We start from the raw sequence: 26,155 nt of genomic DNA, 5'->3' as shown, positions 1-26,155 counted from the left end.
AGCGAGTGGCCGCGATGCAAACGCATTTGGAACTCGTTAGCTATGTGATAGCGTACCGATGGCACCAACGATCACGCGCATCGAGTCGATCGAGTTCGGCTACGACCTCCCGGAGGTCGGCTACGCGCCGAACGGGTTCAGCATCGTCTACGACCCCGATTCGACGACCGAACGGAAACTGTTCGCGCTACGAGTACACACCGACGAGGGCACCACCGGCGAGTACGTCGGCGGCAACTCGCCCGGCGCCGCCCAACTCAACATGATCGCGGACTACCTGATCGGGAAGAACCCCCTCGAGCGCGAGCGCCACTGGAGCGCCTTCAAGCGCGCCCTGCGGAAGTACGATTGGATGGGAATGGGGGCGATCGACATCGCGCTCTGGGACTTCGCCGGGAAGTACCGCAACGCGCCGATCCACGAACTGCTCGGCAGCTATCGCGACACCTTCCCCGCCTATGCGTCGACCTATCAGGGCGACCGGAACGGCGGCCTCGACTCGCCCGACGCGTACGCCGACTTCGCCGAGGACTGTCTCGAAATGGGGTACCAGGGGTTCAAGATTCACGACTGGGGTGGCGACTGGACGGACCCCGAGGAGACGGCCGCGGTCGTCCGCGAGGTCGGCCGTCGCGTCGGCGACGAGATGGACCTGATGCTCGATCCGGCCTGCAACCCGGCCACCTTCGCCGACGCGCTGAAGATCGGAACGGCCTGCGACGAGGCCGACTTCCTCTGGTACGAGGATCCCTACCGCGACGGTGGTGTCTCCCAGCACTCCCACCGGAAGCTCCGCGAGATGCTCGACACGCCGATCCTCCAGACCGAGCACGTTCGCGGCCTCGAGCCCCACACGGACTTCGTGGCGACGGAGTCGACCGATTTCGTCCGGGCAGACCCGGAGTACGACGGCGGGATCACCGGCGCGATGAAAATCGCCCACATGGCAGAAGGGTTCGGCCTCGACGTGGAGTACCACGCACCGGGGCCGGCACAGCGCCACTGCCTCGCCGCGACGCGCAACAGCAACTACTACGAAGTGGCGCTCGTCCACCCGATCTGTCCGAATACGCAGCCGCCGGTGTACGCGGACGACTACTCGGACATGCTGGACACCGTTGACGCAGACGGCCGCGTGCAGGTGCCGGACGGACCGGGACTCGGCGTCGAGTACGACTGGGACGAAATCGAAGCGAGAGAGATCGGACGGCGAACCTACGAGTGATCAGCATGACCGAAGACATCCGAGACGAGACGGACGGCGGTATCGCGACGATACCGATCGATCGCCCCGAGGTCCACAACGCGTTTCGCCATTCTCCCACGGCGGTTCGCCGTCCCAGTCGAACGCCCGCTCGGCGAACTCGCGGTCCGCGATGTCTTCCAGCGACGAGACGAGCGGCTCCTGCTCGGGGCTGAGTAGATCATGTAACCTGGTATCGCGGTATCCGATATCAATGTACGGCACCAGATCCGCTCCCCCGACGGAGAGACTCGCGTGTCGATCCCGCATCGAAGTGCCTCAAAGGCAATTCTTATGTGCGAATTTCGCCATTCATTTCGTAGTTCAGCACAGCTATGAGCAAACTCACGTCCATGCACGACGCCGTCAGCGACAGCGTCTCCGACGGTGATAGTGTCTATCTCGCAGGGTTCACCCATCTTATCCCGTTCGCCGCGGGACACGAGATCATCAGACAGGAAAAACGCGATCTCGAGTTGATCAGGGCCACGCCGGATCTGGTCTACGATCAGCTGATCGCCGCCGGCTGTGCGCGAAAGGCGACGTTCTCGTGGGCCGGCAACCCCGGTGTGGGCAGCCTCCCGGCGTTCCGCCGGGCGGCCGAGGACGGGATTCCGACCGAACTCGAACTCGAGGAGTACACGCACTTCGGACTGATCGCCGCCCTCGACGCGGGCGCATCCAACCTGCCCTTCGCCCCGCTTCGGGGCTTTATCGGCTCGGACCTGCCCAAGCACAACGACAATATCGCTCGCATGGAGAGTCCGTTCGACGACGACTACGTTTACGCCGTCGCGCCGATCGAGCCGGACGTGGCAGTTATTCGGGCCCAGCGGGCCGACGAGTCGGGCAACGCACACCTCTGGGGAATCCAGGGGGAGGTGAAGATCGCTGGGCTGGCCGCCGATACAGTAATCCTCTCGGTGGAAGAGCGCTGCTCCGAGGAAACGATCCGCAGCGACCCGAACCGGACGGTCATTACGAGCGACGACGTCGACCACGTCGTCCACGACCCCTACGGGTCACATCCGTCGTACGCGCAGGGCTACTACGGGCGGGACAACGAGGCGTACATCGAATGGAGCGAGATCGCGAGCGACGTCGACCGCGTCGAGGCGTGGCTCGACGAGTGGGTCTACGGCGTCGACGACCGCCGCGAGTACGTCGAAAAGCTCGGCGTCGACCGGCTGCTCGACCTGCAGCCGGATCGCTCGTACGCGACGCCCGTCGACATGGGGGCGTACCGATGATCGATCGACCGTGGAGCGGACGGACGACGCCCCGCCGCTCGAGCGCTGGCGAGAACGGCAGAGCCGATCGATCGAACGAATCCACGGAGGCAATCCAATGAACTACACGAAAAGCGAACTGATGGTGGTCGCAGCCGCGAGGGAACTCGAGAACGACGACTCGGTTCTCGTCGGGATCGGCAAGCCGAACCTGGCGTGTAACGTGGCCAAACGCACGCACGCGCCGGAGCTGCAGATGGTCTACGAGTCAGGCACGATCGGCTCCGATCCGTCGTCGCCGCCGCTGTCCATCGGCGATCCGGTGCTGGCGTCTGGGGCGGTCTCGATCGAGCCGATGCGGAACAACTTCAATTACCAACTGCAGGCTGGCCGCCTCGACGTGGGCTTCCTCGGCGGCGCACAGATCGACAAGAACGGCAACATCAACTCGACGGTCATCGGCGACTACGACGACCCGGACGTTCGACTGCCGGGCAGCGGCGGTGCCTGCGAGATTGCCTGTCACGTCGACCGAACGCTGGTGGTCACGCCCCACTCAGAGCGACGGTTTCCCGAAGAAGTCGACTTCATCACGAGTCCGGGCTACGTCGACGGCCGTGAGGGACGAGCGGAACTCGGACTTTCGGGCGGTCCGGAGGCAGTCATTACGGACCTCGCCGTCTGCCGGTTCGACGAGCGCGGCGAGATGTACGTCGACGCGCTCCACCCCGATGCGACGCGCGAGGAGGTACGAGAGGAAACCGGGTGGGAGATCGCATTCGCCGACGATCTGGGAACGACGCCGGAGCCCGAGGCGGAGGAACTTCGACTGATCCGCGAAGATCTCGACCCGGACGAGATGTACACCGAACAGACCGAGTGACCATCGCTCTCGACCCGCCTCGATTCGCCGCGAGTCTCACGGGTGCAGCGTGATCTTGATCCCCTCGCGGTTCCGCGCCGCGTCGAAGGCGTCATCGAACTCCTCGAGGGGGAACGCGGGCCCGAGTGCCGGCGAGAGATCGACTCCCTCGGCGATCGCGATCGCTCGCCGCCAGCTCGAGTCACGCCGGCCGTAGACCGGCACGAGCGAGACCTCGCGCCGAACAAGGTTCGTGAGTTCGACCGGCACCGCCTCCGCGCCGTGGAAGATACCGATCTGGACGATTTCGCCGCCCCGGCGGGTCGCCGACGACGCGAGCGACAGCGCGTCGGGGTGGCCGGAGGCCTCGACGAAGACGTCGACCGCCGTCTCGAGCCCGTCGGCGACAGCTTCGGCCGTGACCGCGCGAGTCGCGCCGAGTTCCCGGGCGAGCGGGAGTCGGTCCCCGCGGTCGGCGTCCGTTCCGACGACGGTGACCGAACTCGCGCCGCCGGCGACCGCCACGACGAGCGCGCCGATGCCGACCGGGCCGGGGCCGGCAATCGCGACGCTATCGCCGGGTTCGAAGCTCGATCGTTCGATCCCGTGGACAGCTAACCCGAGAAGTTCGAGGAAGACGCCCACATCGGCGCGTAGCGAGCCGATCGGGTAGATCGTCTCCCGGGGAACGACGACGTACTCCGCGAGCGCACCGTCGACCGCCGTATCGAGGCCGAGGATGTACCGATCCGGACAGATCGCAAACGAGCCCGACCGACAGTACCGGCAGTGACCGCAGCCGACGATCGGTTCCACCGCGACGCGTTCGCCCGTCGAGACACCGTCGACACCGTGGCCGATCTCGTCGACCGTCCCGGCGAACTCGTGGCCGAACAGCTGTGGCAAGTCGTCGGCGTAGTGGTGCTTACTCTCGTGCCAGTCGTAGATGAGGGCCTCCGCCCCGCCGTCGATGCCGACCGACTCGACCCGGATCCGAACCTCGCCCGGCCCCGGCTCGGGGACCGGGACGGTCTCGAGCGTCATCCCCGGCTCGGCGCGCGTTTTCAGGAGCGCCGTCATCCGCGCGGTGGCGTTCGATGTCACGTCTAGGGCGACGCGCGGGACGGACATATAGCTCACGTCGGACTGCGGGCGGCTTACGGAAAATTCGAGGCGAAAGCCTCGCCCTTTAGCGCGGGGAGGATGTCAAAGTCCGGAGATGACCGTGTACAGGACGCTGAAGAGTCCGAACCAGAACAGCGTCCGGAAGAGCAGTTTGCTGTAGATGTCTTTGCCCGGCATCAGTTCGTGAAACTGGCGTTCGGCCTCGAGTAGCCGTCCGAAGGGACCCGTTCGATCGTTACTCATCGTGAGACACCGATCGTCAGTCCTCGAGCGTTTCGATGAGTTCGACGACGTAGCCTTCGGGGGCCGTCACGAACGCGAGCCGGATGTCCTTCTCGTCGACGGTTCGGGGTCCTTCGACCACCTCACTGCCGTAGTGCTCCACGAGGTCGTCGACGGTACCGTCGATGTCGTCGATCCCGACGGCGAGATGATCGATCCCGGCCGGCTTCGGGTCCCGTTCCGTCCCGTCGTGTTTGAACTGAATCTCCGCAGTACTCTCCCCGGCGACGTACGTGTTCGTCACGCCGTCGAGATCGAACTCTCGCGTGCGCTCGAGACCGAGTCCGTCGCAGTAAAAGTCCAGTTGCGCCTCGATGTTGTCGACCCAGATGGCCGTGTGCAGGACATCCATGTCAACTACCACCAATCCACTATATAAAAACATACCGTCGTCGTCGCGTCGATGGCGATCAGAGACCGATATCGAGGAGTCGGGTTCCGGCCAGCGCACCGAGAACGAGGACCGCGATGACTGCGAGAACACCGAAGGACGCGTCCCAGCCGCAGAGTTACTGTTCGGGTCGACGAACGGCCCCGGTTTCACGGTCGAATGATCCGAGACCTTTACACTGTCTTCCCTCTCATTACTGCTATGAAGGTCAACGAGGCGATTATCGATTGCCTGACTGAGAACGATATCGACACCTTGTTCGGTATCCCAGGCAAGCAATCGCTCCCGCTGAACGAGTCTATCAGCGAACGCGACGACATTCAGTTCGTGATGGCTCGCCACGAAACCGCGGTCTCACACCAGGCGTGGGGATATGCCGAGACCAGCGGCGGCATGGCCGCGACGGTGGTCATTCCGGGACCAGGAGATATGAACGCGATGAACGGGCTAAAGAACGCGCTGAACGACTGTACGCCGCTTCTGCACATCGCCGTGGAGACCGAGCCGGAGATCCGCGGCGGCGACGGGATACACGAGACGCCGCCCGACACGTACGACAATGTCGTCAAGGAGAACATCACCGTCGAGACACCGGAGAGCACCGTCGCCGAACTCCAGCGAGCGATCGACGCCGCGCAAACGGCGCCGAACGGTCCCGTCCGGATCGGGATTCCGAAGAACTTCCTCAAGATGGATGTCTCGCTCGCCGAACGGGGTGATATCGAGCGACAAACCTTCAGCGGCGTTCCCGAGGGCAAAGTCGCCGCCGCGGCGGACCTCCTCGCGGACGCGTCGAAGCCGATCATCGTCGCCGGCGGCGGCGTTCGGGCGTCTGAGGCGAGCGACGAACTGCGAGCGGTCGCCGAACGGCTCGAGGCCCCGGTCGTTCTCACGTACAAGGGGAAGGCCGTCTTCCCCGACGACCACGAACTCATGGGCGGCGTCCTCTGTGGCGGGACCGGAACAGCCGTCAAGGAACTGATCGCCGATGCCGACGCCGCGCTCGGCGTCGGCACCGACTTCGACGCGGTCTCCATGCACGGCTGGTCGATCGAGATCCCCGACGACCTCGTCCACGTGACCCTCGGCGCCGACGACATCGGCACCGGTTACGAGCCGGCGGTCGGCATCGTCGCCGACGCGGCCCGGACGCTCGAGGCGCTCGACGGCGAACTGGCGGACCGATCGATCGCCGGCGGAAACGGCAGCGAGCGGGTGCGGAAGACGCGGGACGCGGTCGACGAGCGCCTTGAGGAACTGCGGGCAGTGACCGAGGCGCCGCTGACGTCCGTCAAGGCGCTGGACGCGATTCGGGCGGGAACGCCGCGCGACGCGGTCGTCGCCGTCGACGCGGGCGGCTTCCGGCTGTGGACGCTCGTGATGTTTCCCACCTACGAGCCCCGCGATTATGTCAATCCGGGGTCGTGGGCGACGATGGGATCGGGAGTCCCCTCAGCTATCGGGGCGAAAGTCGCGAACCCCGAACAGGATGTCGTGGCACTCACCGGTGACGGCGGGTTGTTGATGTGTCTTCACGAATTGCACACGCTGGCAGACGAGGAGATTGACGTGACGGTCGTCGTCCTCAACAACAGCGACTACGCGATCATCAGCGAAGAGGCCGGTCGGAGCTACCGGATGGACGAGGGCGAGTACGGCTGGGAGGAAACGCCGGTTTCCTACACCACCGTCGCCGAGGGGCTCGGTCTCGAGGTCGAGCGGGCGGAAACACCGGACGAGATCGAGTCGACCGTGGCCGACGCCATCGCGAGCGACGGCCCGACGCTCGTCGAGATTCCGACCGATCCCTACGAACCCCAGTCCGGCGTCTGGATGAACTGATACCGACAGTGCGTCCCGACTCGAGCAGTCGGGAGGTGTCACAATTCGCAGAAAACGAGCCTCATTCCTGTCGCCCTCCGATCATCCCCCCGTCATCCTCCTGTCGTTCGACTACAGTCTCACTGTCAGGTAACCTACTCTCGGCTCGAGACGCTCCCCTCGTACGTCTCGCGGATCCGCTCGCCGGTTTCGATGAGCGTCGTCATGTCCTTGCCGGCGATCTGATAATCGAACCCTCGCTCGACGCGGTCCGCGACGTCCGATTCGCGGACGGTGAGCGTTCCGACTGGCGCGTCGGCGGCCGCGCCGGCGTCGATAACGTCGGCCATCGCTTCGTCGAGTTCGGGCGCGTTCCACTCCGCGAAGACGCCGAGCGACGCCGAGAGGTCCGCGGGACCGACAAACAGCGCATCGATGCCGTCGGTCGCCGCGATCTCGGCCGCGTGTTCGACGCCGGTCGGCGTCTCGATCTGTGCGATCGTGAGTAGCGATCGGTGCCCCTCTGCGACGTAGTCGACGAAGTTCTGCCCGTAGCCGGCCGCCCGCCCCGACGCGACTCCCCGCTCGCCGTCGGGCGGGTACCGCGTGGCCCGCACCAGCTCTTCGGCCGCGTCCGGCGTGTCGATCATCGGAACCATGATCCCGTCGACGCCGATGTCGAGGATCCGCTTGATCCGCACCGGATCGTTCCACGCGGGCCGGACGATCACGGCGAGCTCGCCGGGCGCGGCGGCGGCCGCGCGAGCGAGATCGGCAACGGTCTCGAGGCTCATCTCGGTGTGTTCGCCGTCGATGAGAACGAAGTCGAACCCCGCTCTCGCCGCCGCCTCGACGATCGCCGGGTGTCCGATCGAGATCCACGTCCCGAGCGCGTCGCCCTCGAGGAACCGTTCCCTGAAGTCGCCGCCCGTCATCGCAACCGCCTCGTCTCGAGTGGACGACCTGACAGCGTCGTCGCGCTCGTTCGTTGGGCCACCGTCCGTCGACGGACGGTCCGATCGCTCGCGTCGGCAGTTTGTGCCATCGATTCGTCGTTTCGATGGGGGCGGCAAAAAGGTGTGGGTCGGATACGCACACGCCGAAAACGGACGACTGGCCCTTGATCGGCCGATCGGTTCGTCGCATTCACGCCGATACTTGCTCTGCATATACGTCACGCATGGTAATATTTCCCAAATTCATTTCTCGGACTGTGACATGGTGGATAGTATGAAGCCGTTAGACGATCTCACCGTCGTCGACCTCACGCAGTCGGTCGCCGGCCCGGTTTGTACGCAACTGCTCGGAGAAATGGGTGCGACCGTGCTGAAGGTCGAACCGCCATCGGGCGACAACTTCCGTCACATCATGAACGGGAACATTTTTGCACCCTTCAATCACGGCAAACAGAGCCTCTGTGTCGACATGAATACCGAAGCCGGACATTCGATCGTCACCGAACTCGTGGACGAGGCCGACGTGATCGTCGAAAGCTTCCGGCCCGGCGTTCTCGAGAAGTACGATCTCGACTACGAGTCGGTTCGGACGCGAAACGAGGACGTGATCTACTGCTCGCTGTCGGGGTTCGGCCGAACCGGCCCGTACCGGTCCTATCCCGGCTACGATCCCTGTATTCAGGCGGTCTCCGGGCTGATGGCGATCACCGGCTATCGCGACCGCCCGCCGGTCCGTATCTGGGCGAGCCTCATCGACTGCGGCACGGGTGCGAACGCCTCGTCGAAGAAGCCGCGGTCGGCCGCAGCACCGAACAGAACCGGACTCGTCGCACCGAGCGTGAACCCGATCGATCGGCGGATCCCGAACCCCGTTCCGCGGACGTCGGCGGGACAGGAGCGAAGCAGCGACGGCTCGAGCCGTATTTCTCTGCTCGGTGCGGTCGAAACCGAATCTTGATGTCCGGACCGGTCATGTGTGTGATAATGACAGCCAATATCGAGCGACTCGGCATTCAGGAGTCCGTCGAGGCCATCTTTCCGCCGTCTGAACTCGCGGGGTACCTCTCCGATCTACCGGTCGAAGTCACTGTCGTGGATGAAGCGGGGATTGCGGACTGCGACGCGGTCGTCACGCGCAACTACTTCGACGCACTGCTCGAGATCGACTGGATCCACTCGACACAGGCGGGCGTCGACCGCTTCCCGCTCGAGGCCCTTGCAGATGCGGGGGTCGCGCTCACTAACAGCACCGGCATCCACGGCCGGACGGTCGGTGAGAACGTCGCGGGCTATCTGCTCGCGTTCGCCCGTCGGCTTCACGACCAGATCGCGAGCGCGACGGAGCGGCGCTGGGAGCGCCCGGCGTGGGACGAGGCGTTCACCCTGCCCGGAACCACTGCCTGCGTCGTCGGGACGGGAACGCTCGGCCGGGGCATCGCCGACGTCGTGGGACCGCTCGGTGTCCGGGTGACCGGCGTCCGCCGGTCCGACGACCCCGTCCCGGGGTTCGATGAGATCGACGCGACCGATGCGCTCCACGAGGCGATCGCCGACGCGACGTTCGTGGTCGCCGCCGTTCCCCTGACCGAGGATACTCGCGAACTCTTCGGCGCGGCCGAGTTCGAAACGATGCGGTCGGACGCGTACTTCGTCAACGTCGCTCGCGGCGCAATCGCCGATGAGTCGGCGCTGATCGACGCCCTCGAAAGTGGAGCCATCCGGGGCGCCGCGCTCGACGTCTTCGAGACTGAACCGCTCCCCCGGGAGTCGCCGCTGTGGACCATGGACGAGGTAATCGTCACGCCGCACGCCGCGGCGTACACCCGTGACTACCACCGCGACGTGGGCGACATCGTCCGCAGGAACGTCGAGCGACTCGAGGCGGGCGGAGAACTGACCAATCGAGTCGTGTGACGCGGAACCGACGACCGATGACGGGCCGTCAGATCGGAGCCGAGCGAGGCGGGGGAACGGTTAGCCCGAATACGATCGATAGCACCTCACCGATAGACTTCGAGCTTTCCGAGGAGCAGCGGTACTGAGTACGCATACTCGGTACCCTCAGTCGTTTCGGCGCTGCCACAACGTGGCAGCAGACCAAGCGTGCTTATGTTCATTGACCACAAGTACCAAGCTGAGATGGTATCATCCGAATCGGACCCCGAACCGGAGTTTATCGACGATTCCGATCGACTGCGTGAATTCGTCGAGACGGTGAAAGCGACCGCTGACGAACACGAGGAGGTGCCACCGCTGCTCGAGTCGCTGGCGGACCCGTTCGAGGAACTCCTCGCGGACGACGACTGGCTTGCTGAACGGTATCAAGAACTCGCCATGGACGACGTGGACGACAAGGGCAATATGGGAGAGGACATCGCCCAGTGGCTGCTGTATCGGGAGGGAAACAAACTGTCGGTGTTCACGCTCGTCCTCCCGCCGGGCGCCTCGACGCCGGTCCACGATCATCTCGCCTGGGGACTCGTCGGAATCTACGGTGGAACGCAACGCGAAGACTTCTACCGCCGGGTCGATGACGCAACGAACGACGAAGGCGAGGCGGAACTCGAGCGGATCCGGACCGAGCGCATGGAACGGGGTGACTACTACGAACTGATCCCGCCGAACAACGACATCCACTCCGTCGAGACGACGTCGAACGAACCCAGCGTCAGCGTCCACCTGCTCGGCGCGGATGTCGGCTGTATCGAACGGCACGCGTTCGACGCCGACGGTGGCTCAGTCGAACTGTTCCATTCCGGGTATACGAACGTCGAGTGCGAGGACGTTCTCGAAACGCCGGACGCGGGACACGGACACCAGCATGGGCACGACCACGACCATACCCACAATCACGACACGTAACTGATCGTGGGTGAATCGGAACGACGACTCGAGCGAAGGAATCCATGGCAACAGCCGCCTGGCTGGGATTATCACGTCCCTTCCTCTCATTCAGGTTGACTACTCCACACCACCGTTCCAGGTCCGAAAATTCGAGGGTGATGCAGCGGCAACACAGTCGATGTCACGGACCGTCAGCCATCTCTCTCTTCGTCGGAAAGCGAGTGCGGATCACGGCCGGGGTCGTCGACTGATGGCGCGCCGAACGCGAGGACAGCGCCACCATCCTCGCTGATACAGCGATGGCCGTGGCCGATCTTCGGCGCAGCGACCCAGAAGGTCCCCTCGTCTGCCTCGACGAACTCTTCCTCGCCCGAGCGGCCGAGTTTCAACGAGAACGTCCCCTCGAGGACGTAGAAAAGTTCCTCCTGCTCCATGTGCGCGTGATATCCGATCTCTTCGCCCTCGTCGAAGTACCAGATCTTCACCGCAGTGTTCTGACAGTCGAGCTCCTCGTCAACGGCCCGAATGTCCAGATCCGGCGGCATTTCGTCGACTTCAGAGAGGTCAGTGAGCGGTACATCCTCGCTATCGACAACGGTGTACTCCATACCATGTGACATACTACCTAGAGAGACTATAACCTTCTGCTCTCTGCGACGCTCCATCACGGGACCGCCTCATGGCGGTCTTCAGCTACAGTGAAAAGAATACGGCGTGGCGTTTTAATGCGCTCTATTCTCTATAGTACCAACTGAAACGGGTTACACACCGATCGCACAGTTGTCGTTCGATCAGGCGTGCAATGACGTTCAGTGGCTACTATAGACGGTACTAACCGAGAGGAGATGTCGGACGAGGGGTGACAGAGCAGTTTCTCGTATTCTATCTATTGTTACTACTTCACCTATTGGAGCTATTGTTCCTATTGGAGCTATTGTATTTCCCATCCAGGACTGGAACCGGCCTCGTGTGAATCTCGAGGTCACGGCGTCGAAGCTGCGTACGGCTTCCGTCTGACTGGTGCTATGCGAAATCCGGCCAGCACGTGTCTCTATCTCAAGATTTCCTTCGTCGGCACGTCTGTTCGCACTGACAACCGCATGGGAACCAACCGCGGCGAAGCGGCTGTCCACGTCATCGCACAGTGCACAACGCGTTCGCGGCTCGTTGATCGAGCAGCCACCGGCCTCGAGTGGAGTCAGTGGTGTTGGTGGTTCGCACTGGTCGGTGAGCTCGTCACGGCGATTCCGTTCTTCGCCACAGTTCCGGTCGTGCCAGTAGCCTAACTGGAGATTGCGATCGCTGTCCGTCCGATTCGTTTCTCGAGACCGGCTTCTTGCGTGTAGCGATAGTAGTCACTGAAACGATTTACACGCTGATTGCATCGCCGTCACGCAATCAGATGTGCAGTAACTTTCAGTGACTACGATAGTTTCCCCATTCTGGGGAGTAGTCTTAAGCAGCGAGAGTGCGAAGACTGTTCACACGAACCCGAGATGAACGATCTCACCGATCCACGGCCACCGCTACCGGAGTGGATTTTGGATTCGTACGACCTCCTTTGTACTCACAGCCACGGTTCGGACGATCACGAAGACGTGCAGTCGATCTCGCGAGAGCGTGCGTTTGAGGTCCTCCTCGAATCCGACGAACTGTCGCTTGAGTCTGCGGACGCGGACCATGCGATTACCCGGCTGCTCGAGCGGGGCTACTTCTACGAAGTCGATGATGAACTCCGTGTAACGATGGCAGAGACCTGAGTTGTACGCCAGGGTTGGAACTCCCCTGCCGCGTACAGTTTCGGATCGAACGACAAACGGGGTGAACTCACAATTCGTGACGATTGTGGCGAGAGGAGTCCGAGAGCGTTTCGAAGAGAACGAGTCAAGCCGTAGTATACTCGTTTCAGTCCATCACGCCAAGGCTCCGCTTCCGTGAATCATCACCCATTGGATAGGAAAGAAGTAGTATACAACCGGGTTAGAATCCATTGATACAAGGCAGAAACAGGCGTTCGTAGTAGATCTTTCCGTTGGCCTCCCAGGCGTTTCACCAGCAATAGTGACATTCTCTCATACCAAATTATAATGGAAGATGTCTTTTCACTCTTGGAATACATTCTCTAATCAATCACCTAATGAACGAAATGATGGACAAACAAGACTTCCCCTCTAGCGATGGAGAACCGGACGGGATATCGAAACTCTCCAAAGATGAAACCTTTCATCTCCTCCAAGCAAGCCGTAGAAGAGACGTAATCGCCCACCTGTTGGATAACGATGAACCGATCAAGATGGGAGACCTCGCCGAGATCGTCTCGGCAAAAGAACACGATACGACTGTCGCAAAGCTGACCTCTACCCAACGCCAGCGCGTCTATATCCCACTGTACCAAGAACATCTCCCGAAACTCGATAGGAAGGGAATTATTGAATACAATCAGCAACGCGGAATCGTCCAACCAACTGATCGATTAAATTCCTTTCGACCACATCTCGAAGCAGTGGATGTAATCGACGGACTCGAGTATGCGGATACCGGTCCTGTCCAGACCCTTATCACGCGTGGCATTAGTTTAATTATGCATCAATAACAAGTGATAGTCTGCTTCCTGCCTCTGTACTCGGGCTACTTCCACCTCCACCATGAGTCGTGAGGCGGTATCGTAGCAGCCAGCACGGTGCGCTTCGTTGCTCTTCTCGTCAGCGACCAATTTTTGAGGATTCACTCATGAGAACTCTTTACAGGGGATAGTAGCACGGTTTCTTTATTGAGAAGAACCCACGAACTCGCGGTCAGTATAGGACAAGTACCTATCGCTCAGTACAGGGACTGCGCTTATCATGGCTTCAGCGCATAAATTCCGGAATCTGTTGAGATAATAAGGAATTCATCTATTACGAAATCGTGTAGCATCTCTTCGGCAGTCCACGTCTGAGTTATTTCACCGACTGAATTTATTCTGTGGAGCTTTTCTCGACCTATTTGAACGAATAGTGGCCCACCATCTGATTTCTTTCCCTCTTCAATAACATTCATCGATAATGATTGGAACTTATCCTTATTACCGACTTCGGTCGTCCAAATTTTGGCACCATCACTGAACGCGAATGCAGAGACATAAGATCGCTCTCCTATGTTCCCTTTTCTGCTGACGTATACTCTGTCAGTATTAGCGTGGACTCTGCCCCCCATCTTCTTTGTCCAGCGTTGATCTCCCGTGGTAGCATCGAACGCATAGATTCGAGTTCGATTACCAATAAGGACAGATCCGGCTACGACCTTGAGGCGATATACGCCAGAAAGCGCGTCAACACGCCAAAGTAGTTCACCATCGGCGACTGCAATAACGGCCTCGCGATCAACAGTAGCGTATACGACACCGTCAGAAACAACTTCTACATCACTTTCGTCACCACTATGTTCATAACGCCACTGGACACTCCCATCATCTGGATTACGTGCAACGAGTTCGTCCCCACCAATGTAGACTGTTTCGTGAGTGTCTGAAACAGCAGTATCCAATTCGACAGATGACCCTCGAGCGGTCCATGACTGTTCTCCAGTAGCAGCATCAATTGCCCTGACATCGGTTCTGTCTTCGAGATAAGCGATACCGTCGATAACGTGACTGATCCCACCACTAAGTGGACCCGACGAGGATTCTGAGCCGGACCACCGCTCAGTTCCATCAAACTCGATTGCAAAGGGCCAGCTGGTGACATCATTCCCTTTGTTGACATAAATCGCATCTTTTACTATTGGCGTCCCATACCCCGACATCGACTCATGCGATGAGCCATATGTCCACTGATGATTCCCCGATTGAACGTTGAGTGAAAAAACACCTCCAGAGATATCTAAACCATGCTGGTCAGTGCGTGGTACTTTTTCATCACCGAGCACTCTCCCATGGGATACAACCAGACTATTTCCCGGGATCTTGTGTTTCCACACGTACTCGCTATTTTTGAGTTCGGTTATGGAACCCGTTGTACTTTGATCAGTCGGTTCGCTATTAGACCCACCGAAACAACCAGCAAGGCCCGCTGTGGTTACCGTCGCGAAGAAATGACGCCGTTTCATATATTTTCCACCTGATACGAACTACAAGTGCTTTTGGGAACTGACCGTTCAGTACGCACGTATAGTGAGCGTGCATTTCACGTGGAAACGTACCTGAATAGTGGGGTTTCAACATACCCTCGAGGATCAGTATCGAGTTTGTCCGTTCCGGACACTGTTCAACGGCGACGACCCTGACCCAGTGGAGTGCAAACCGTTGACACCAGAGGTCCGGATTCAGGCAGACGAGAGTGTCCCAAACAGGTCCCCGAGCGCGATGCGATCGATCTTCCCCGTCGCCGTCCGGGGAATGTTGTCGACGAATTCGATTCGTTCCGGCACCTCGTGTTCTCTAAGCTGGGCGGCACACACCTCACGGATTCGAGCTTCGGCGATGTCGCCGTCACGCGTGACGATAGCCGTGATGACCGCCCCCTGCCGATCGTCGAGGGCGTCGATGATCGCTGCCCCCGTGACACCGTCGATCTCGTAGAGGACCTCTTCGATTTCGCGCGGGAAGACGTTTGCACAACCGACGGTGAACATGTCCCCGCGTCGACCGACGACGAAGAGGTGACCGTCCTCGTCGAGATAGCCGATGTCACCAGAGCGGAGCCATCGGGTTCCATCTCTCTCGACGAAGGACTTGGCCTCGCGCTGTCGTCGCTCAAATCCCGGTGTCACCGTGTCGCCCCGCCAGAGCAGTTCGCCGCGCTCGCCGCGATCGACCGGCTGCCCCGTTTCGATGTCTTCGATGCGCAGGTCGATGACCTCACGAGCGGGTGGGCCGACACTACCCGGCTTTCGCACCACCGTATCAGGTCGATTGAACGCCGCCAGCGGTGTCGTCTCGGTCATCCCGTACCCCTCGAGTACCGTCGCGTCGAGCGCTGCCTCCGCGGCCTCGAACTGTTCCGTCGGCATCGGTGCACCACCGACGACGACCCGCTGTAGTGACGAGAGATCGTAGTCGTCGACGTCCTCGTCGGCGAGCAGAGCCCTCATCATGTTCGGCGTCAGGAAGGTGTATGTGACGTCGCGATGTTCGATGGTCTCCGCGACGGAAACGGGATCCCAGTTCGGCAAAAACCAGTTCTCCGCCTCGGCGAGGAGTAGTGGGGTCGTCGTGACGTTGAGGCCAGTGACGTGGAAACACTTGCTCACCGTCAGACCGACATCGTCCCGCGTCAGGCGGTGGTAGGTGCGAATTCCCCGCGCGTTGGCGATGACATTACCGTGCGTGTGCCGGACGCCTTTCGGCCGCCCGGTCGTCCCGCTGCTGTAGACGACCGCTGCCGTCTCGTCGCTCCGCCGCGGATGCACAGTGTACGTATCGGATGCGTCCTCGAGCAGGGTGTGGAAGTTGGCGCCCACACTCCCGTCGACGGTTAGCGCCGTTTCCACGTGAGTTGCGACCGATTCGAACGCCTGGTCAGTCACGATCACCGAGCTGTCACTGGTATCGAGCACGTAGTGGATCTGTTCGTCGGTGAATCGCGTGTTGACGGGAACGGGGACGGCCCCGTGCTTCATCGCGCCGAGGTACGCAGTCAGGAACGTGACCCGATTCTGGAGGCAGATCGCGACGCGGTCGTCGGACTTCACACCGCGCGCCGCGAAGACGTTCGCCGCCGCGTTGGATGCTGCCGACAGTTCAGCGTACGTTACCTGTCGCTCCGGGTCCCCTACCGCCCGCGCATCCGGAGTATTCCTCGCGACATTGTCGACGACATTCCCGAAGTTCATAGGCGGACGAATCACCTACCGGACCATCTGATTTTTTGAAAATATATTCACATATCAGGTTGGGCTCATAACTAGTTGTAAGTCGTTCACTTCGAGAGTTCGACTCACACGCTGAACTGGGATTTCCGTCTGTGTGCCATATTGTGGGACGAACGTGCGAGTGAACTCCGTGATGGAGACCACGGAGCAAGCCCCTTCTCGAGACTGAGCCTACTCGAGGCTATCGAAGACGATGTCTGCCCTGATGTCGTCCGCGGTTTCTTTAACGAGGTCGGGGAGCCCCTCGTCGAGTGCCTCTCGCATCTCGTGGCCAGCGCCGTATGCGGCGACTGCGCCGTGAACGGTCCGTTCGGTCGCGATGGGAGCGGCGACACCAAGCATTCCACTGACGAGTTCTCCCTGGTCGACGGCGTACCCCTGCTCGCGTATGGTCTCCAGTTCGGATCGGAGGTCGTCCTCGTCCGTCACGGTCAGTTCCGTCCGGGAATCCAGACCCGTCCGATCGATCACCGCCGTAATCCGTTCGGACGGCAGGTGTGCGAGGAGCGCCTTGCCCGGCGCATTCGTGTGGAGGTGCGCACGCATCGGATACGTCTGTTGAGCGGGCCGGGCTCCCTCGTCGGGAACCCACTGCGTAGACTGAATGACTACCGTCTCTCCGTTTTCCTCGACGGCAAGTTGACAGTATCTGCCGGACTGCGCTGCGAGCGCCTCGACGGCGCCGCGACCGTGCTGGAATACTGTCCGCGAGTTCCGCGATTTCTGCCCTAAGTGGAGATATCGAGCCCCGAGGCGGTACGTCCCGTCTTCTTCGACGAGATAGCCCAGCGTCGCGAGCGTGCGGAGGTGGTTGTGAACGGTGCTCTTCGGAAGCCCTAACGCGTCCGCGAGCTCGGTCGCTCCCGCCCGGTCACGGTCGCATATCTCATCGACGATCGTATACGACCGTTTTATCGCGTTGATCGAGACCGATGGGTCCTCGTCCATGTCCCCCCGTGGGTGTCGACGTCCCTTGAAAGTGTGCGACATTGTGGGACGGAACCGCCCCAATCACACGCCATCAATAGTATAGATGTTAGAAAGTATCAAACGAATGTCGGTGCCACAAACCGAATATTTGAGATTTTTTAAGACGGGTTGGGAAGCCATTATAAAGTATATAAGCCCATATTATCGGCCTATAGAGAGTATATCTACGATAGTGTGACTCTATAATAATGTAGTTTATATCAGTTGCGTAGGTTTATACGCTATCTTCTGGTTCAGTTGTGATGGAGTCACACAGTGACTGACCGATAGTTGCTGACGTGGCCCGGACACACCATGCAAGAAAACGATAGGAGTCAGATAGGCCGACGGGGAGTCGTGAAGGGCATCGGCGGACTCGCAGCGCTGTCCATGTCGAATGCGACCATCGCAACTGCACAGGCAGCGATGGATTCGCCACTGCAGAGTGACCCGCACACCGCGGACACGTACCGATCGATCGTCGACGCGATCGTGCCACGGACACCACAGCTCGAGGACGAACTCGGGCCGGAGCACGTTCCGGGTGGTATCGACGTCGAGTTAGAGAAGTTCCTCATCTGGGACTTCAACCACTTTCAGGAGATCCGTGCCGAGATGGTGACCGAGAAGGATGACCTCCTGGAGGATACACTCTCGAGCGATTCGGGACCGGAGATGCCGCGGAGCCTGTTCGAGGTGACGGTCGATACGACGGGGCTCGGCTCCGATCTGGATGCGCTCCTGGACCTCGCAGATATCAGCCTTCTGGACCTCGATCTGGACGGCGAAGCGCTCGAGGCTCATCTTACGTTCGGACCGATCGAACGCTTCGAGATCGGGTTTGCCGACCTCGACGATACAACCGAGGGGGTGGCCGAGTTCGATCTAGTCGTCGAGACGGCCAACGAGACCGTCCACCGCGTCCTCCAGAACTACCCCTACGCGGCGCTCTTCACGCTCGTGTTCGACCTCGTGGCCGCGGAGTTCGTCGCGCTCGGAAAGAACGAAGATCCCGTTTCACCGAACGAGCAGTTCCCGGGCGGCGGGACGTTCACCAGGCTCTCTCGAGAGGACCGGCTGCGGTGCCTGTGGACCATCATCGACGGAGGCGTCATCGACACGCTCGACGACCTCCTGTCGCCGCTCGTGCCCGACGCCGGCATCCTGAAGTACGTCGTTATGGCGGTCAACGGCCTCCACGGCTTCGGGTACTACACCGAGTGGTCCGGATACGGTGACACGAAGACGAACACGCCCAACGAACGCGAAATGCAGACGGAGCCGGGATCGGTTCAGAGTCACCAGCAGAGCGGCTATCCGGGGCCGGCCCCGGGGCACGCGGCCGACTGGCGCCACGCCGTTCCGGGCGGATTCAGCGATCCGAAGGCGAAGAATCTGAACCTTCCGGACGATCTGACCGGCGACGACGTCATCGACGGGATCGGAGGTGACACCTGATGAACGATCCGGATGTCGTCGTGATCGGTGCCGGTGCAGACGGTCCCGCCACCGCGTCACGACTCGCTCGCGAGCACGGCCTCGACGTTCTCATCCTCGAGGGAGGGCCGTGGCACGGCAACGACCAGTGGCCCGAGCCACACGCCGATGCCGGCGGGACGGTGAGCACGGATCCCGACGACCTCGATGGAAAGCTCCTGGACGAGCAGTTCACCCACCGGGAAGCCGACGCGAACGACCCCACCCACGGATACCTCCGTGTGGGGCCGGCGGACCACTCGCGAGCGCCGTGGTTCCGGAACCTCCACCAGAACGCGTTTATCTGGCAAGTCGGCGCGGTCGGTGGCACCTCGCTCCACTACTTTGCGAACCACCCTCGAGCTTACCCCCACGCCATCGATGAGCAGGACCACTGGCCCATCTCCTACGAGGAACTCATCCCGTACTACCAGCTCAACGAAGAAGTGACGAGCACCCAGCAAGCGCCGATGACAGCCAAGGAGGAGGTGTTCATCGAGGGTGCGACGAACGCCGGCTACCCACGAATCGACACAAAAAACGTCACGGATACGGGCTGGCGACCCCAGGCGAACGCCGTCTCGGACCCTGGCGAGGAGACGCCGACCAACCAGCCGCTCGACGCCGACTACGAGGGGTCGTTCAGCTACGACGACGGGTTCCGTGGCGATACGCTCGTCGGTGACCACTTCCAGGGTGGGTCGACACCCGTCGACGCACCGGTTCGCGAAAAGTCTCGGAAGTCCGCCAACGTGAGCTGGGTTCCGCGAGCGCTCGACACCAACGACAATTCCGACGCGGGGAACGTCGCGATTCGCCCGAACGCCTTCGTCACGAATATCGAGACGAACGACGGGTTCGGGACGATAGAGGCGACCGGTGTCACGTTCCGCGACTCCTGGTCGGGCTCCTCACAAACCGTTTCGACCGACGTCGTCGTCCTCGCTGCCGGCTGCATCGAGTCGCCGCGGCTCTGGCTCAACTCGGGCCTGCCGGACGACGGCTGGGTCGGAAAGGGGCTCACGACCCACTGGTTCGACTGGGTCGTCGGCGTCTACGACGACGATACCGTCGCTGAGATCAACCCCGAGAACGAACACATGGACCCCTACGTGGGGCACAACTCTGCAGTTCGGTTCGACAAGCCCGGCGTCGGCGGCATGGAAGACATCGGCATGTCTCCCGGCCTCGTCTCCTACGCCGACTACCTCTTCACCGAGGCCGGGTACAGCTTCGACACCCCGGTCGACCCCGGCGAGCCGTGGGACACCCGCGGCTACGTTGTCGGCGAGGATCTCAAGCGAAAGATGTCTGATTACAGGCAGACGAAGGCGCTCCTGATTCTCACTGACGACCTCCCACGCCAGGACAACGGCGTCTCGCTGGACAATACCTTCAGCGACGAGCACGGGCCGGTTCCGAAGGTCAAGTACGAGCCGCACCCGGACGACGACGCGAAGCGCGACGAGCTCGCCCGTATCGCCGCGAACATCCATCGAGAGGCCGGCGCCGAACACGTCCACCGCAGCGAGTGGCCACCCTTGCTGCTCCACATGCAGTCCACGATGCGAATGGGGAAGGTCCTCGACGAGAACGCCGAGGCGAAGAACGTCTCGAGGCTGTTCGTCGCGGACCACTCCGCGCTGGCGAACGGACTCGGTGGCCCGAACCCGACCAACACCGGGCAAGCGCTCGCACTGCGAACTGCCGATCGAATCGGCGACCTCTACTTCTAACCTCTCTTCCCTCGAGTTTCGTTTCGATCACTGGGCACAGCGCGGAACGGGGTCGACCACCGTTCCGTTTGATCGCGAGTGGGCGTTGAACGGATGAGAGAAGGGGACAAAGACGCGCCTCGTAGGCTAACCGGGCCGGTTTCCGATAGGGGACGAAAACGGTAGTGGAGTGGGGTGGAGTAGATATTCGGACCACCTTTGGACGACCTCGAAGGCTGACGGTCAGAGCGATTACGAGCGACCGCGTGTGAGAGTGGTCCGTTCTCCATAGTTGATAGCAGGTACAGCTATGCCTCTTCGTCCTGTGAGGGTTCCATGATGCGTAGACGGCTCCTCAGCATACTCGCCGTTGTCGTCCTCGTCACTCTCGCAGGGTGTGGTGGAGTGATCAGTGACGAAGCGACGTCGCCGGATGAAACGACAGGGCCAACACCTGAATCGCCGGGTGAGACACGAGACGAACGAACAGCGAGTCCGAACGGCACCCTGTCGGTCACTTTCATCAACGTAGGCCAAGGCTCGAGTACGTTAATCGTCGGCCCGACGAACGAGACGATGCTCATCGATTCGGGGGACTGGTCCGACGACGGCGAAGACGTGCTCGCCTATCTCAGAACGCACGATATCGATCGAATCGACTCCCTCGTGACGACGCACGCCGACGCGGATCACATCGGCGGCCACGAGGCCGTCATCGACTACTTCGAGACGGAAGGCAACGGAATCGGTACCGTGTACGATCCCGGGATCACGTCGACGTCCCAGACCTATACGGGATATCTGGATGCGATCGACGAACACAACGTGACGTTGTACGAGACGCGAGCGGGTGACCCAATTCCGTTCGACGGGGTCGAAACGCAAGTGCTCGTGCCGCCTGAGGGGTATCTCGCGAACGGAGATCGAAACGAGAACAGTATCGTCCTCCGGCTCGGCTTCGGCCGCTCGAGCTTCCTGCTTCCTGGGGACGGGGAGACGACCAGTGAGCAGTTCCTCGTGGACGAATACGGGGCCGGCCTCAATGCGACGGCATTGAGTGCTGGCCATCACGGGAGTCAATCGAGTTCAGGGAGCGAATTTCTCGACGTGACCGACCCGCGCATTGCCGTCGTCTCGAGCGGGTACGACTCCCAGTACGACCATCCCCACGAGTCGGTCCTCGATCGGTTTTCCCAGCAGTCGATTCGTACCTACTGGACGGCGACGCATGGAACCGTCCGGTTGACGAGCAACGGGTCCGCGATCACGGTCGCGACCCAGCGCGATGCGCCAACTGCGCCGCTGGCACTTCGAGACGGGGAGCCGATCGAACCCGGTGTCGACGATGCCCTCCAGAGTCGAACGGTGATCTCGATCACGGAGTCGACGACGTCACCAGTCGTGCCTGATGGCGGAACGGAGACCGACCCAACAGAGCCGATAGATCCAACAGAGCCGACAGAACCGACAGACCAAGCGGGAGCGTTGTCGATCGTCACGATCCACGAGGACGCCGCCGGGGACGAGAGCGACAACCTGAACGACGAGTATATCGTCTTCGAAAACACCGGCGACCAACCGCTCGAGCTCGACGGCTGGTCGGTCGCCGATGAAGCAGGTCACACCTACACGTTCCCGAGCGGGTTCTCGCTCGATTCGGGCGCACAGGTCACCCTCCACACCGGCAACGGAACGGATTCATCGAGTGATCTGCATTGGGATTCGGGCCGTGCAGTCTGGAACAACGGCGGCGATACCGTTACCGTACGAAACGACAGCGGGACTGTCGTACTCGAGGAGGAATACTGATGACACCCGACGGAGTCTATACGGCGGTCGTGGACCGGTTTGAGGACGACCTCGCGGTAGTATTGCTCGAGGACGATGGCGACACGGTCGACCAAGCAGTCCTCGACACGGAGCGGCTCCCTGAAGACGCTCGTCACGTCGATGCAGTAGTGAGCGTCGAACTCGAGGACGAAGAAGTGATCGACATCACGTACGAAGAACGTGAGACGGTAGACCGCTCTGAGCAAGCCCAACGGCGATTTGACGAGCTATCCCAGCGTCCCCCGTCACCAGAGGACGAGTCAGATACGTCCTAAACGCGTAAGTTGTCGGTTGAGTGACTCTGTTGAAATCCTATTATTAGAATTTCAACAAAGCCAAAGGTTCCTATCTTTCTGCGAGAGGGAATCTCGCAGTTCCGCGGTGGATCGAGACGCTTGTCCCTAACAGGTCGCGTCCGTGACGTTCTGACGAGTCTTGCAACGGATCTGGGCGTACAAATCTAGACCAACAACAGGATACTTATCACAGTGAATGTGGATCAGATACTAAACCGATGGTTTCAGTAGCTGAGGTATTTGTTCGTGTCGCTGGTGAAAATCCCGTAATTCAGGGGTTTGTCGGCGGCATTGTTATCGCGGGACTCAACTTGTTCGGCGCGTTGTTAGTGTTCGTCTGGCGAGACCCGTCGGAACGGACGCTGGATGGTGCCCTCGGGTTTGCAGCTGGTGTGATGTTGGCCGCAGCCTTCACGAGTCTCATCATCCCCGGAATAGAGCAATACTCTGGCGGAAATCCGATTCCGACGCTGGTGGGCATCGTATTCGGCGTCATCTTTCTGGATCAAGCCGATAGGCTCGTCCCACACGCACACTATCTGTTGACCGGGCGCAGACGAACGGACGAAGCCAACCCAAGCACGTCACTCCCAGTCGCTAACGAGCGACTGGTTCCCGTCGTGCTGTTCATCTTAGCGATCACGCTTCACAATATGCCCGAGGGGCTGGCAGTAGGCGTCGGGTTCGGCTCTGGGGACATCGAGAACGCAATTACGCTGATGCTGGCAATCGGCATCCAAAATATCCCTGAAGGGCTTGCCGTCTCAGTGGCTGCGATCAACGCTGGGCTAGATCGTCGCTCCTATGCTGTCTTCGCTGGGTTGCGGTCGGGGATTGTTGAGATCCCGCTCGCGGTGCTGGGTGCACTGGCGGTTAATGTTGTCGAGCCACTACTGCCATATGCGATGGGGTTTGCCGCGGGCGCAATGCTCTTTGTAATCTCCGACGAAATTATCCCTGAGACTCATACGCGTGGCTACGAGCGGACCGCCACGCTCGGGGTGATGGCTGGCGTAATAGTGATGCTGTACCTTGACGTCAGTTTGGGCTGAATGCAGTCGATTGGCTCTGTTGAAATCCTCCTCGTGATGGTTATTCTACTTTCAAGTCTTCCGTCATGGGCACCAATTCTACTGGGGCTAGTCGCAGCATTTCCATATTATTCTTAGAAGAACATGATCATAATAAAGTTACAGCGTCGTAATTCGCAAAGACACTAATCGGCACCGTTTCGTATCTATCTAATAGGGTTTCAACTGAGACGATTTACACACCGATCGCATAGTCCGCGGTTCTCACTCGAGGTGCTCGCTCACGGCTCGCTTTGCTCGCCGTTCGCATTCCCGTGGTTCTCGCTCACTGCGTTCGCTCCGAACCGCGTTCGCTCCGAACCGCGCTGCCGTCGTACGATCGGGTGTGCAGTGACGTTCAGTGGCTACTATACTCGTTACTCCAATTCAGCGAACAACTCGCCGACGTACTGATCTTCCCACTCTCGGCGAGCCTCGAGTTCACGCCGACCGCGAGCCGTGATCGTGTAGTAATTCGTCCGCTGGTCGAGTTCGCCTTTCTCGACGAGTCCCTTGTCGACGACCTCGTCGAGATTCGGATAGAGGCGGCCGTGATGGATCTCTTTCTCGTAGTACTTCTCGAGTTCGTCTTTGATCGCGAGGCCGTGTGGGTCGTCTTGTCCGGCGATCGTGTACAACAGGTCGCGCTGGAAGCCAGTGAGATCGTGCATATCGAAAATTCCGTGTGTTAGTAGTTAAGGATTCCGAGAACGAACGGACGTATTTAACGTGAGGGACACGCGCCCAGTCATGCGTATTCCTGTCCAACAGGACTTTTCTCGGGATGATCTGTTGAAATACGGTTCTACAGTCATACACGTCAGTATTGATTCCTCATATCCGAATGCGGCGCTGTCGAGTACGCATCTGCAAACGAAGCGGGGCACTACGTGAGAGTGCGTTTTTATCGTCGAATAAGAGCAGTATCGATCGCTGTTGTAAGTTCAGAAAAGGGGCAAAAGAACTGGTTCGAAGGTCCAGTCGAATTGGCCAGAAATTCGACGTATGGTCGCATGCTGAGCAAGAAACACGCTTCACGTGGCCCTACGTGGACAGATTTCTTGAGTTGATCGATACAGGCACCTGTGACGTCCATTTCCCGCTGTTTTTTGTGTTCGAGCGGGACATCTCTTGCACGTCAGCATCAGGTTCGGCGGCTGTACAGCGTAGTATTGCCATCTCAATCCCGCTTCTTTGAGTAACGGCCGCCAACTCGGGAGTGAGTATTCGACATCATCTGTTTCGACAAGATACTGCTGGACGAGCGTCGGGATCTACGCCGTCGCGCCGATACCAACTTCCACGGGTGGTTCGTGGACAGTTTCTTCGAATTCCTTGTACTCTTTTTCTGAGTGTTTTCGTTTTCTCCCAGATTTATGAGTGTTAGTAGCAGGCCGCTCGAGCGGTTCGCCGGTGTTGAGTCGATCGAGCCAGTGTAGATTGTCCGTCGCTGGACATTGTCCCATCGGTAGTTCAGCAAGCCGTTTTTGTACGCTATTGTTGCTCATAGCCGTTGTGTTGCCAGATTTTCATTGTTCAGATTAGCTGGTTCCAGCAGTATGCGTAGCTCTGCAACCATGTTTCAGCGGTTGCTGGATCGATGTTTCTGAAACAGTTTCAAAACTTAGAGGTACGTTGTTTTATCTCTTGGAAGAGACGTTCGACAGCGTTCCGATTTCCGTGTTTTTCGTATCGAAATCGGAGTCCGAGATGGTGGAGTGCAGCTTTGAGCCACGGTGCTGAATCGACGAGAAACACGGCGTCTTCGATGTCGTGTTTCTCTGTGAGTTCGCGGAGAAACATCTCAGCAAGTGCAATTGTGCGCGTTGAATAGAGCTTGATGTGGAGAAATTCGTTGGTTTTGGGATCGATAGCCGCGTACAGCCAGTAGCGCTGATCATCGAGTTGGATCACGGTTTCGTCGAGCGCAACGTGGTCCGGTTGTTTTCCAGCTGTCGGCTGTAGATCAGCTTTCTGCACCCAATTATGGATCGCCGATCGTGCTCGTTTGACACCAAATCTCTCTAAGACAGAAACAGTATCCGAAAGTGATAGTCCAGAGGGATGGAGCTGGATACTCAATCACATCAGCTCTCGCGGTGTCGCCTCACGCTCCACAAAATCTAATTGAATGCCACTCCTAGCACCGGTGAAGCGGTTGAATTCGGGCATGGACACTTAGAATTCAGATCGCCT

22 protein-coding genes and 3 pseudogenes are annotated in these 26,155 nt (G+C 60.1%); 14 read left to right on the top strand and 11 right to left on the bottom strand.

Annotated features, from left to right (window positions below):
* Positions 1–58 precede the first annotated feature (58 nt).
* The 3 genes from ACEWFR_RS11640 (at position 59) to ACEWFR_RS11630 (ending at position 3,355) form a co-directional block, all read left to right on the top strand.
* On the top strand, positions 59–1,225 hold the full coding sequence (locus ACEWFR_RS11640; protein ID WP_374061182.1) for an enolase C-terminal domain-like protein: 1,167 nt from the start codon (positions 59–61) through the stop codon (positions 1,223–1,225).
* A gap of 353 nt (positions 1,226–1,578) precedes the next feature.
* The gene (locus tag ACEWFR_RS11635) at positions 1,579–2,493 is read left to right on the top strand and encodes a CoA transferase subunit A (RefSeq protein WP_374061181.1); all 915 of its coding nucleotides are present in this window, start codon (positions 1,579–1,581) and stop codon (positions 2,491–2,493) included.
* Between the two features lie 97 nt (positions 2,494–2,590).
* Positions 2,591–3,355, top strand: a complete 765-nt coding sequence (locus ACEWFR_RS11630) for a CoA-transferase subunit beta (RefSeq protein WP_374061180.1) — start codon at positions 2,591–2,593, stop codon at positions 3,353–3,355.
* Positions 3,356–3,391: 36 nt separating this feature from the next.
* Here the strand turns inward: ACEWFR_RS11630 and ACEWFR_RS11625 are convergent, their stop codons facing one another.
* The 3 genes from ACEWFR_RS11625 to ACEWFR_RS11615 form a co-directional block, all read right to left on the bottom strand.
* On the bottom strand, positions 3,392–4,438 hold the full coding sequence (locus ACEWFR_RS11625) for a zinc-binding dehydrogenase (RefSeq protein ID WP_374061179.1): 1,047 nt from the start codon (positions 4,436–4,438) through the stop codon (positions 3,392–3,394).
* A gap of 102 nt (positions 4,439–4,540) precedes the next feature.
* Positions 4,541–4,702 (bottom strand): hypothetical protein, encoded by a 162-nt coding sequence (locus ACEWFR_RS11620; RefSeq protein ID WP_374061178.1) that lies wholly within the window; start codon positions 4,700–4,702, stop codon positions 4,541–4,543.
* A gap of 16 nt (positions 4,703–4,718) precedes the next feature.
* Complete coding sequence (locus ACEWFR_RS11615; RefSeq protein ID WP_374061177.1) at positions 4,719–5,093, bottom strand: VOC family protein; 375 nt, start codon at positions 5,091–5,093, stop codon at positions 4,719–4,721.
* Positions 5,094–5,333: 240 nt separating this feature from the next.
* On the opposite strand from ACEWFR_RS11615, the gene ACEWFR_RS11610 reads away from it, so the two are divergent.
* Positions 5,334–6,974, top strand: coding sequence for a thiamine pyrophosphate-binding protein (locus ACEWFR_RS11610; RefSeq protein WP_374061176.1), 1,641 nt, complete (start codon positions 5,334–5,336; stop codon positions 6,972–6,974).
* A 134-nt stretch (positions 6,975–7,108) separates the two neighbouring features.
* Here ACEWFR_RS11610 and ACEWFR_RS11605 read toward each other — a convergent pair whose 3' ends face one another.
* Positions 7,109–7,888: an HpcH/HpaI aldolase/citrate lyase family protein gene (locus ACEWFR_RS11605; protein WP_374061175.1), complete on the bottom strand. Its 780-nt coding sequence runs from the start codon at positions 7,886–7,888 to the stop codon at positions 7,109–7,111.
* Positions 7,889–8,183: 295 nt separating this feature from the next.
* Here ACEWFR_RS11605 and ACEWFR_RS11600 point away from each other — a divergent pair.
* The 3 genes and pseudogenes from ACEWFR_RS11600 to ACEWFR_RS11590 all read left to right on the top strand — a co-directional run.
* Positions 8,184–8,690: pseudogene (locus ACEWFR_RS11600) on the top strand (CaiB/BaiF CoA transferase family protein); the annotation flags it as partial.
* A gap of 203 nt (positions 8,691–8,893) precedes the next feature.
* Positions 8,894–9,823, top strand: a complete 930-nt coding sequence (ddh, locus tag ACEWFR_RS11595; protein WP_374061174.1) for a D-2-hydroxyacid dehydrogenase — start codon at positions 8,894–8,896, stop codon at positions 9,821–9,823.
* A gap of 225 nt (positions 9,824–10,048) precedes the next feature.
* The gene (locus ACEWFR_RS11590) at positions 10,049–10,771 is read left to right on the top strand and encodes a hypothetical protein (RefSeq protein WP_374061173.1); all 723 of its coding nucleotides are present in this window, start codon (positions 10,049–10,051) and stop codon (positions 10,769–10,771) included.
* 173 nt (positions 10,772–10,944) lie between these two features.
* On the opposite strand, the gene ACEWFR_RS11585 is transcribed toward ACEWFR_RS11590, so the two are convergent.
* Positions 10,945–11,361 carry a cupin domain-containing protein gene (locus ACEWFR_RS11585; protein ID WP_374061172.1) on the bottom strand — a complete coding sequence of 139 codons (417 nt, stop codon included), beginning with the start codon at positions 11,359–11,361 and terminating at the stop codon, positions 10,945–10,947.
* An 888-nt stretch (positions 11,362–12,249) separates the two neighbouring features.
* Between ACEWFR_RS11585 and ACEWFR_RS11580 the strand changes: the two genes are divergently transcribed.
* Together ACEWFR_RS11580 and ACEWFR_RS11575 are read left to right on the top strand one after the other, a co-directional pair.
* The gene (locus ACEWFR_RS11580; protein WP_374061171.1) at positions 12,250–12,513 is read left to right on the top strand and encodes a hypothetical protein; all 264 of its coding nucleotides are present in this window, start codon (positions 12,250–12,252) and stop codon (positions 12,511–12,513) included.
* A gap of 386 nt (positions 12,514–12,899) precedes the next feature.
* Positions 12,900–13,346 carry a hypothetical protein gene (locus ACEWFR_RS11575; RefSeq protein WP_374061170.1) on the top strand — a complete coding sequence of 149 codons (447 nt, stop codon included), beginning with the start codon at positions 12,900–12,902 and terminating at the stop codon, positions 13,344–13,346.
* 248 nt (positions 13,347–13,594) lie between these two features.
* Here ACEWFR_RS11575 and ACEWFR_RS11570 read toward each other — a convergent pair whose 3' ends face one another.
* The 3 genes from ACEWFR_RS11570 to ACEWFR_RS11560 all read right to left on the bottom strand — a co-directional run bounded on the left by ACEWFR_RS11570 (position 13,595) and on the right by ACEWFR_RS11560 (position 17,551).
* The gene (locus ACEWFR_RS11570) at positions 13,595–14,839 is read right to left on the bottom strand and encodes a PQQ-binding-like beta-propeller repeat protein (protein WP_374061169.1); all 1,245 of its coding nucleotides are present in this window, start codon (positions 14,837–14,839) and stop codon (positions 13,595–13,597) included.
* A 216-nt stretch (positions 14,840–15,055) separates the two neighbouring features.
* Positions 15,056–16,564 (bottom strand): class I adenylate-forming enzyme family protein, encoded by a 1,509-nt coding sequence (locus ACEWFR_RS11565; protein WP_374061168.1) that lies wholly within the window; start codon positions 16,562–16,564, stop codon positions 15,056–15,058.
* A 210-nt stretch (positions 16,565–16,774) separates the two neighbouring features.
* Entirely contained in the window at positions 16,775–17,551 is a 777-nt protein-coding gene (locus ACEWFR_RS11560; RefSeq protein ID WP_374061167.1) for an IclR family transcriptional regulator, read from the bottom strand.
* A 378-nt stretch (positions 17,552–17,929) separates the two neighbouring features.
* Here ACEWFR_RS11560 and ACEWFR_RS11555 point away from each other — a divergent pair, with 378 nt between their 5' ends.
* The 5 genes from ACEWFR_RS11555 to ACEWFR_RS11535 all read left to right on the top strand — a co-directional run bounded on the left by ACEWFR_RS11555 (position 17,930) and on the right by ACEWFR_RS11535 (position 23,941).
* Complete coding sequence (locus ACEWFR_RS11555; RefSeq protein ID WP_374061166.1) at positions 17,930–19,030, top strand: hypothetical protein; 1,101 nt, start codon at positions 17,930–17,932, stop codon at positions 19,028–19,030.
* Complete coding sequence (locus ACEWFR_RS11550; RefSeq protein WP_374061165.1) at positions 19,030–20,784, top strand: GMC family oxidoreductase N-terminal domain-containing protein; 1,755 nt, start codon at positions 19,030–19,032, stop codon at positions 20,782–20,784. Before ACEWFR_RS11555 ends, ACEWFR_RS11550 begins: the two co-directional genes overlap by 1 nt.
* Before the next feature lie 315 nt (positions 20,785–21,099).
* Complete coding sequence (locus ACEWFR_RS11545) at positions 21,100–22,572, top strand: lamin tail domain-containing protein (protein ID WP_374061164.1); 1,473 nt, start codon at positions 21,100–21,102, stop codon at positions 22,570–22,572.
* Positions 22,572–22,868: a DUF3006 domain-containing protein gene (locus ACEWFR_RS11540; RefSeq protein WP_374061163.1), complete on the top strand. Its 297-nt coding sequence runs from the start codon at positions 22,572–22,574 to the stop codon at positions 22,866–22,868. Before ACEWFR_RS11545 ends, ACEWFR_RS11540 begins: the two co-directional genes overlap by 1 nt.
* Before the next feature lie 239 nt (positions 22,869–23,107).
* Positions 23,108–23,941 (top strand): ZIP family metal transporter, encoded by an 834-nt coding sequence (locus tag ACEWFR_RS11535; protein WP_374061162.1) that lies wholly within the window; start codon positions 23,108–23,110, stop codon positions 23,939–23,941.
* Positions 23,942–24,336: 395 nt separating this feature from the next.
* Here the strand turns inward: ACEWFR_RS11535 and ACEWFR_RS11530 are convergent, their stop codons facing one another.
* From ACEWFR_RS11530 to ACEWFR_RS11520, 3 genes and pseudogenes are all read right to left on the bottom strand, one after another.
* Complete coding sequence (locus ACEWFR_RS11530; RefSeq protein WP_374061161.1) at positions 24,337–24,630, bottom strand: PadR family transcriptional regulator; 294 nt, start codon at positions 24,628–24,630, stop codon at positions 24,337–24,339.
* Positions 24,631–24,933: 303 nt separating this feature from the next.
* Positions 24,934–25,463 (bottom strand): annotated as a pseudogene (locus tag ACEWFR_RS11525) (IS630 family transposase); the annotation flags it as partial.
* 32 nt (positions 25,464–25,495) lie between these two features.
* Positions 25,496–26,131: pseudogene (locus tag ACEWFR_RS11520) on the bottom strand (IS6 family transposase).
* Positions 26,132–26,155: the final 24 nt, after the last annotated feature.

Source organism: Natrinema sp. H-ect4 (genome assembly GCF_041894845.1).
Lineage (GTDB): Archaea > Halobacteriota > Halobacteria > Halobacteriales > Natrialbaceae > Natrinema.
This window is presented reverse-complemented; position numbering and strand designations above follow the sequence as displayed.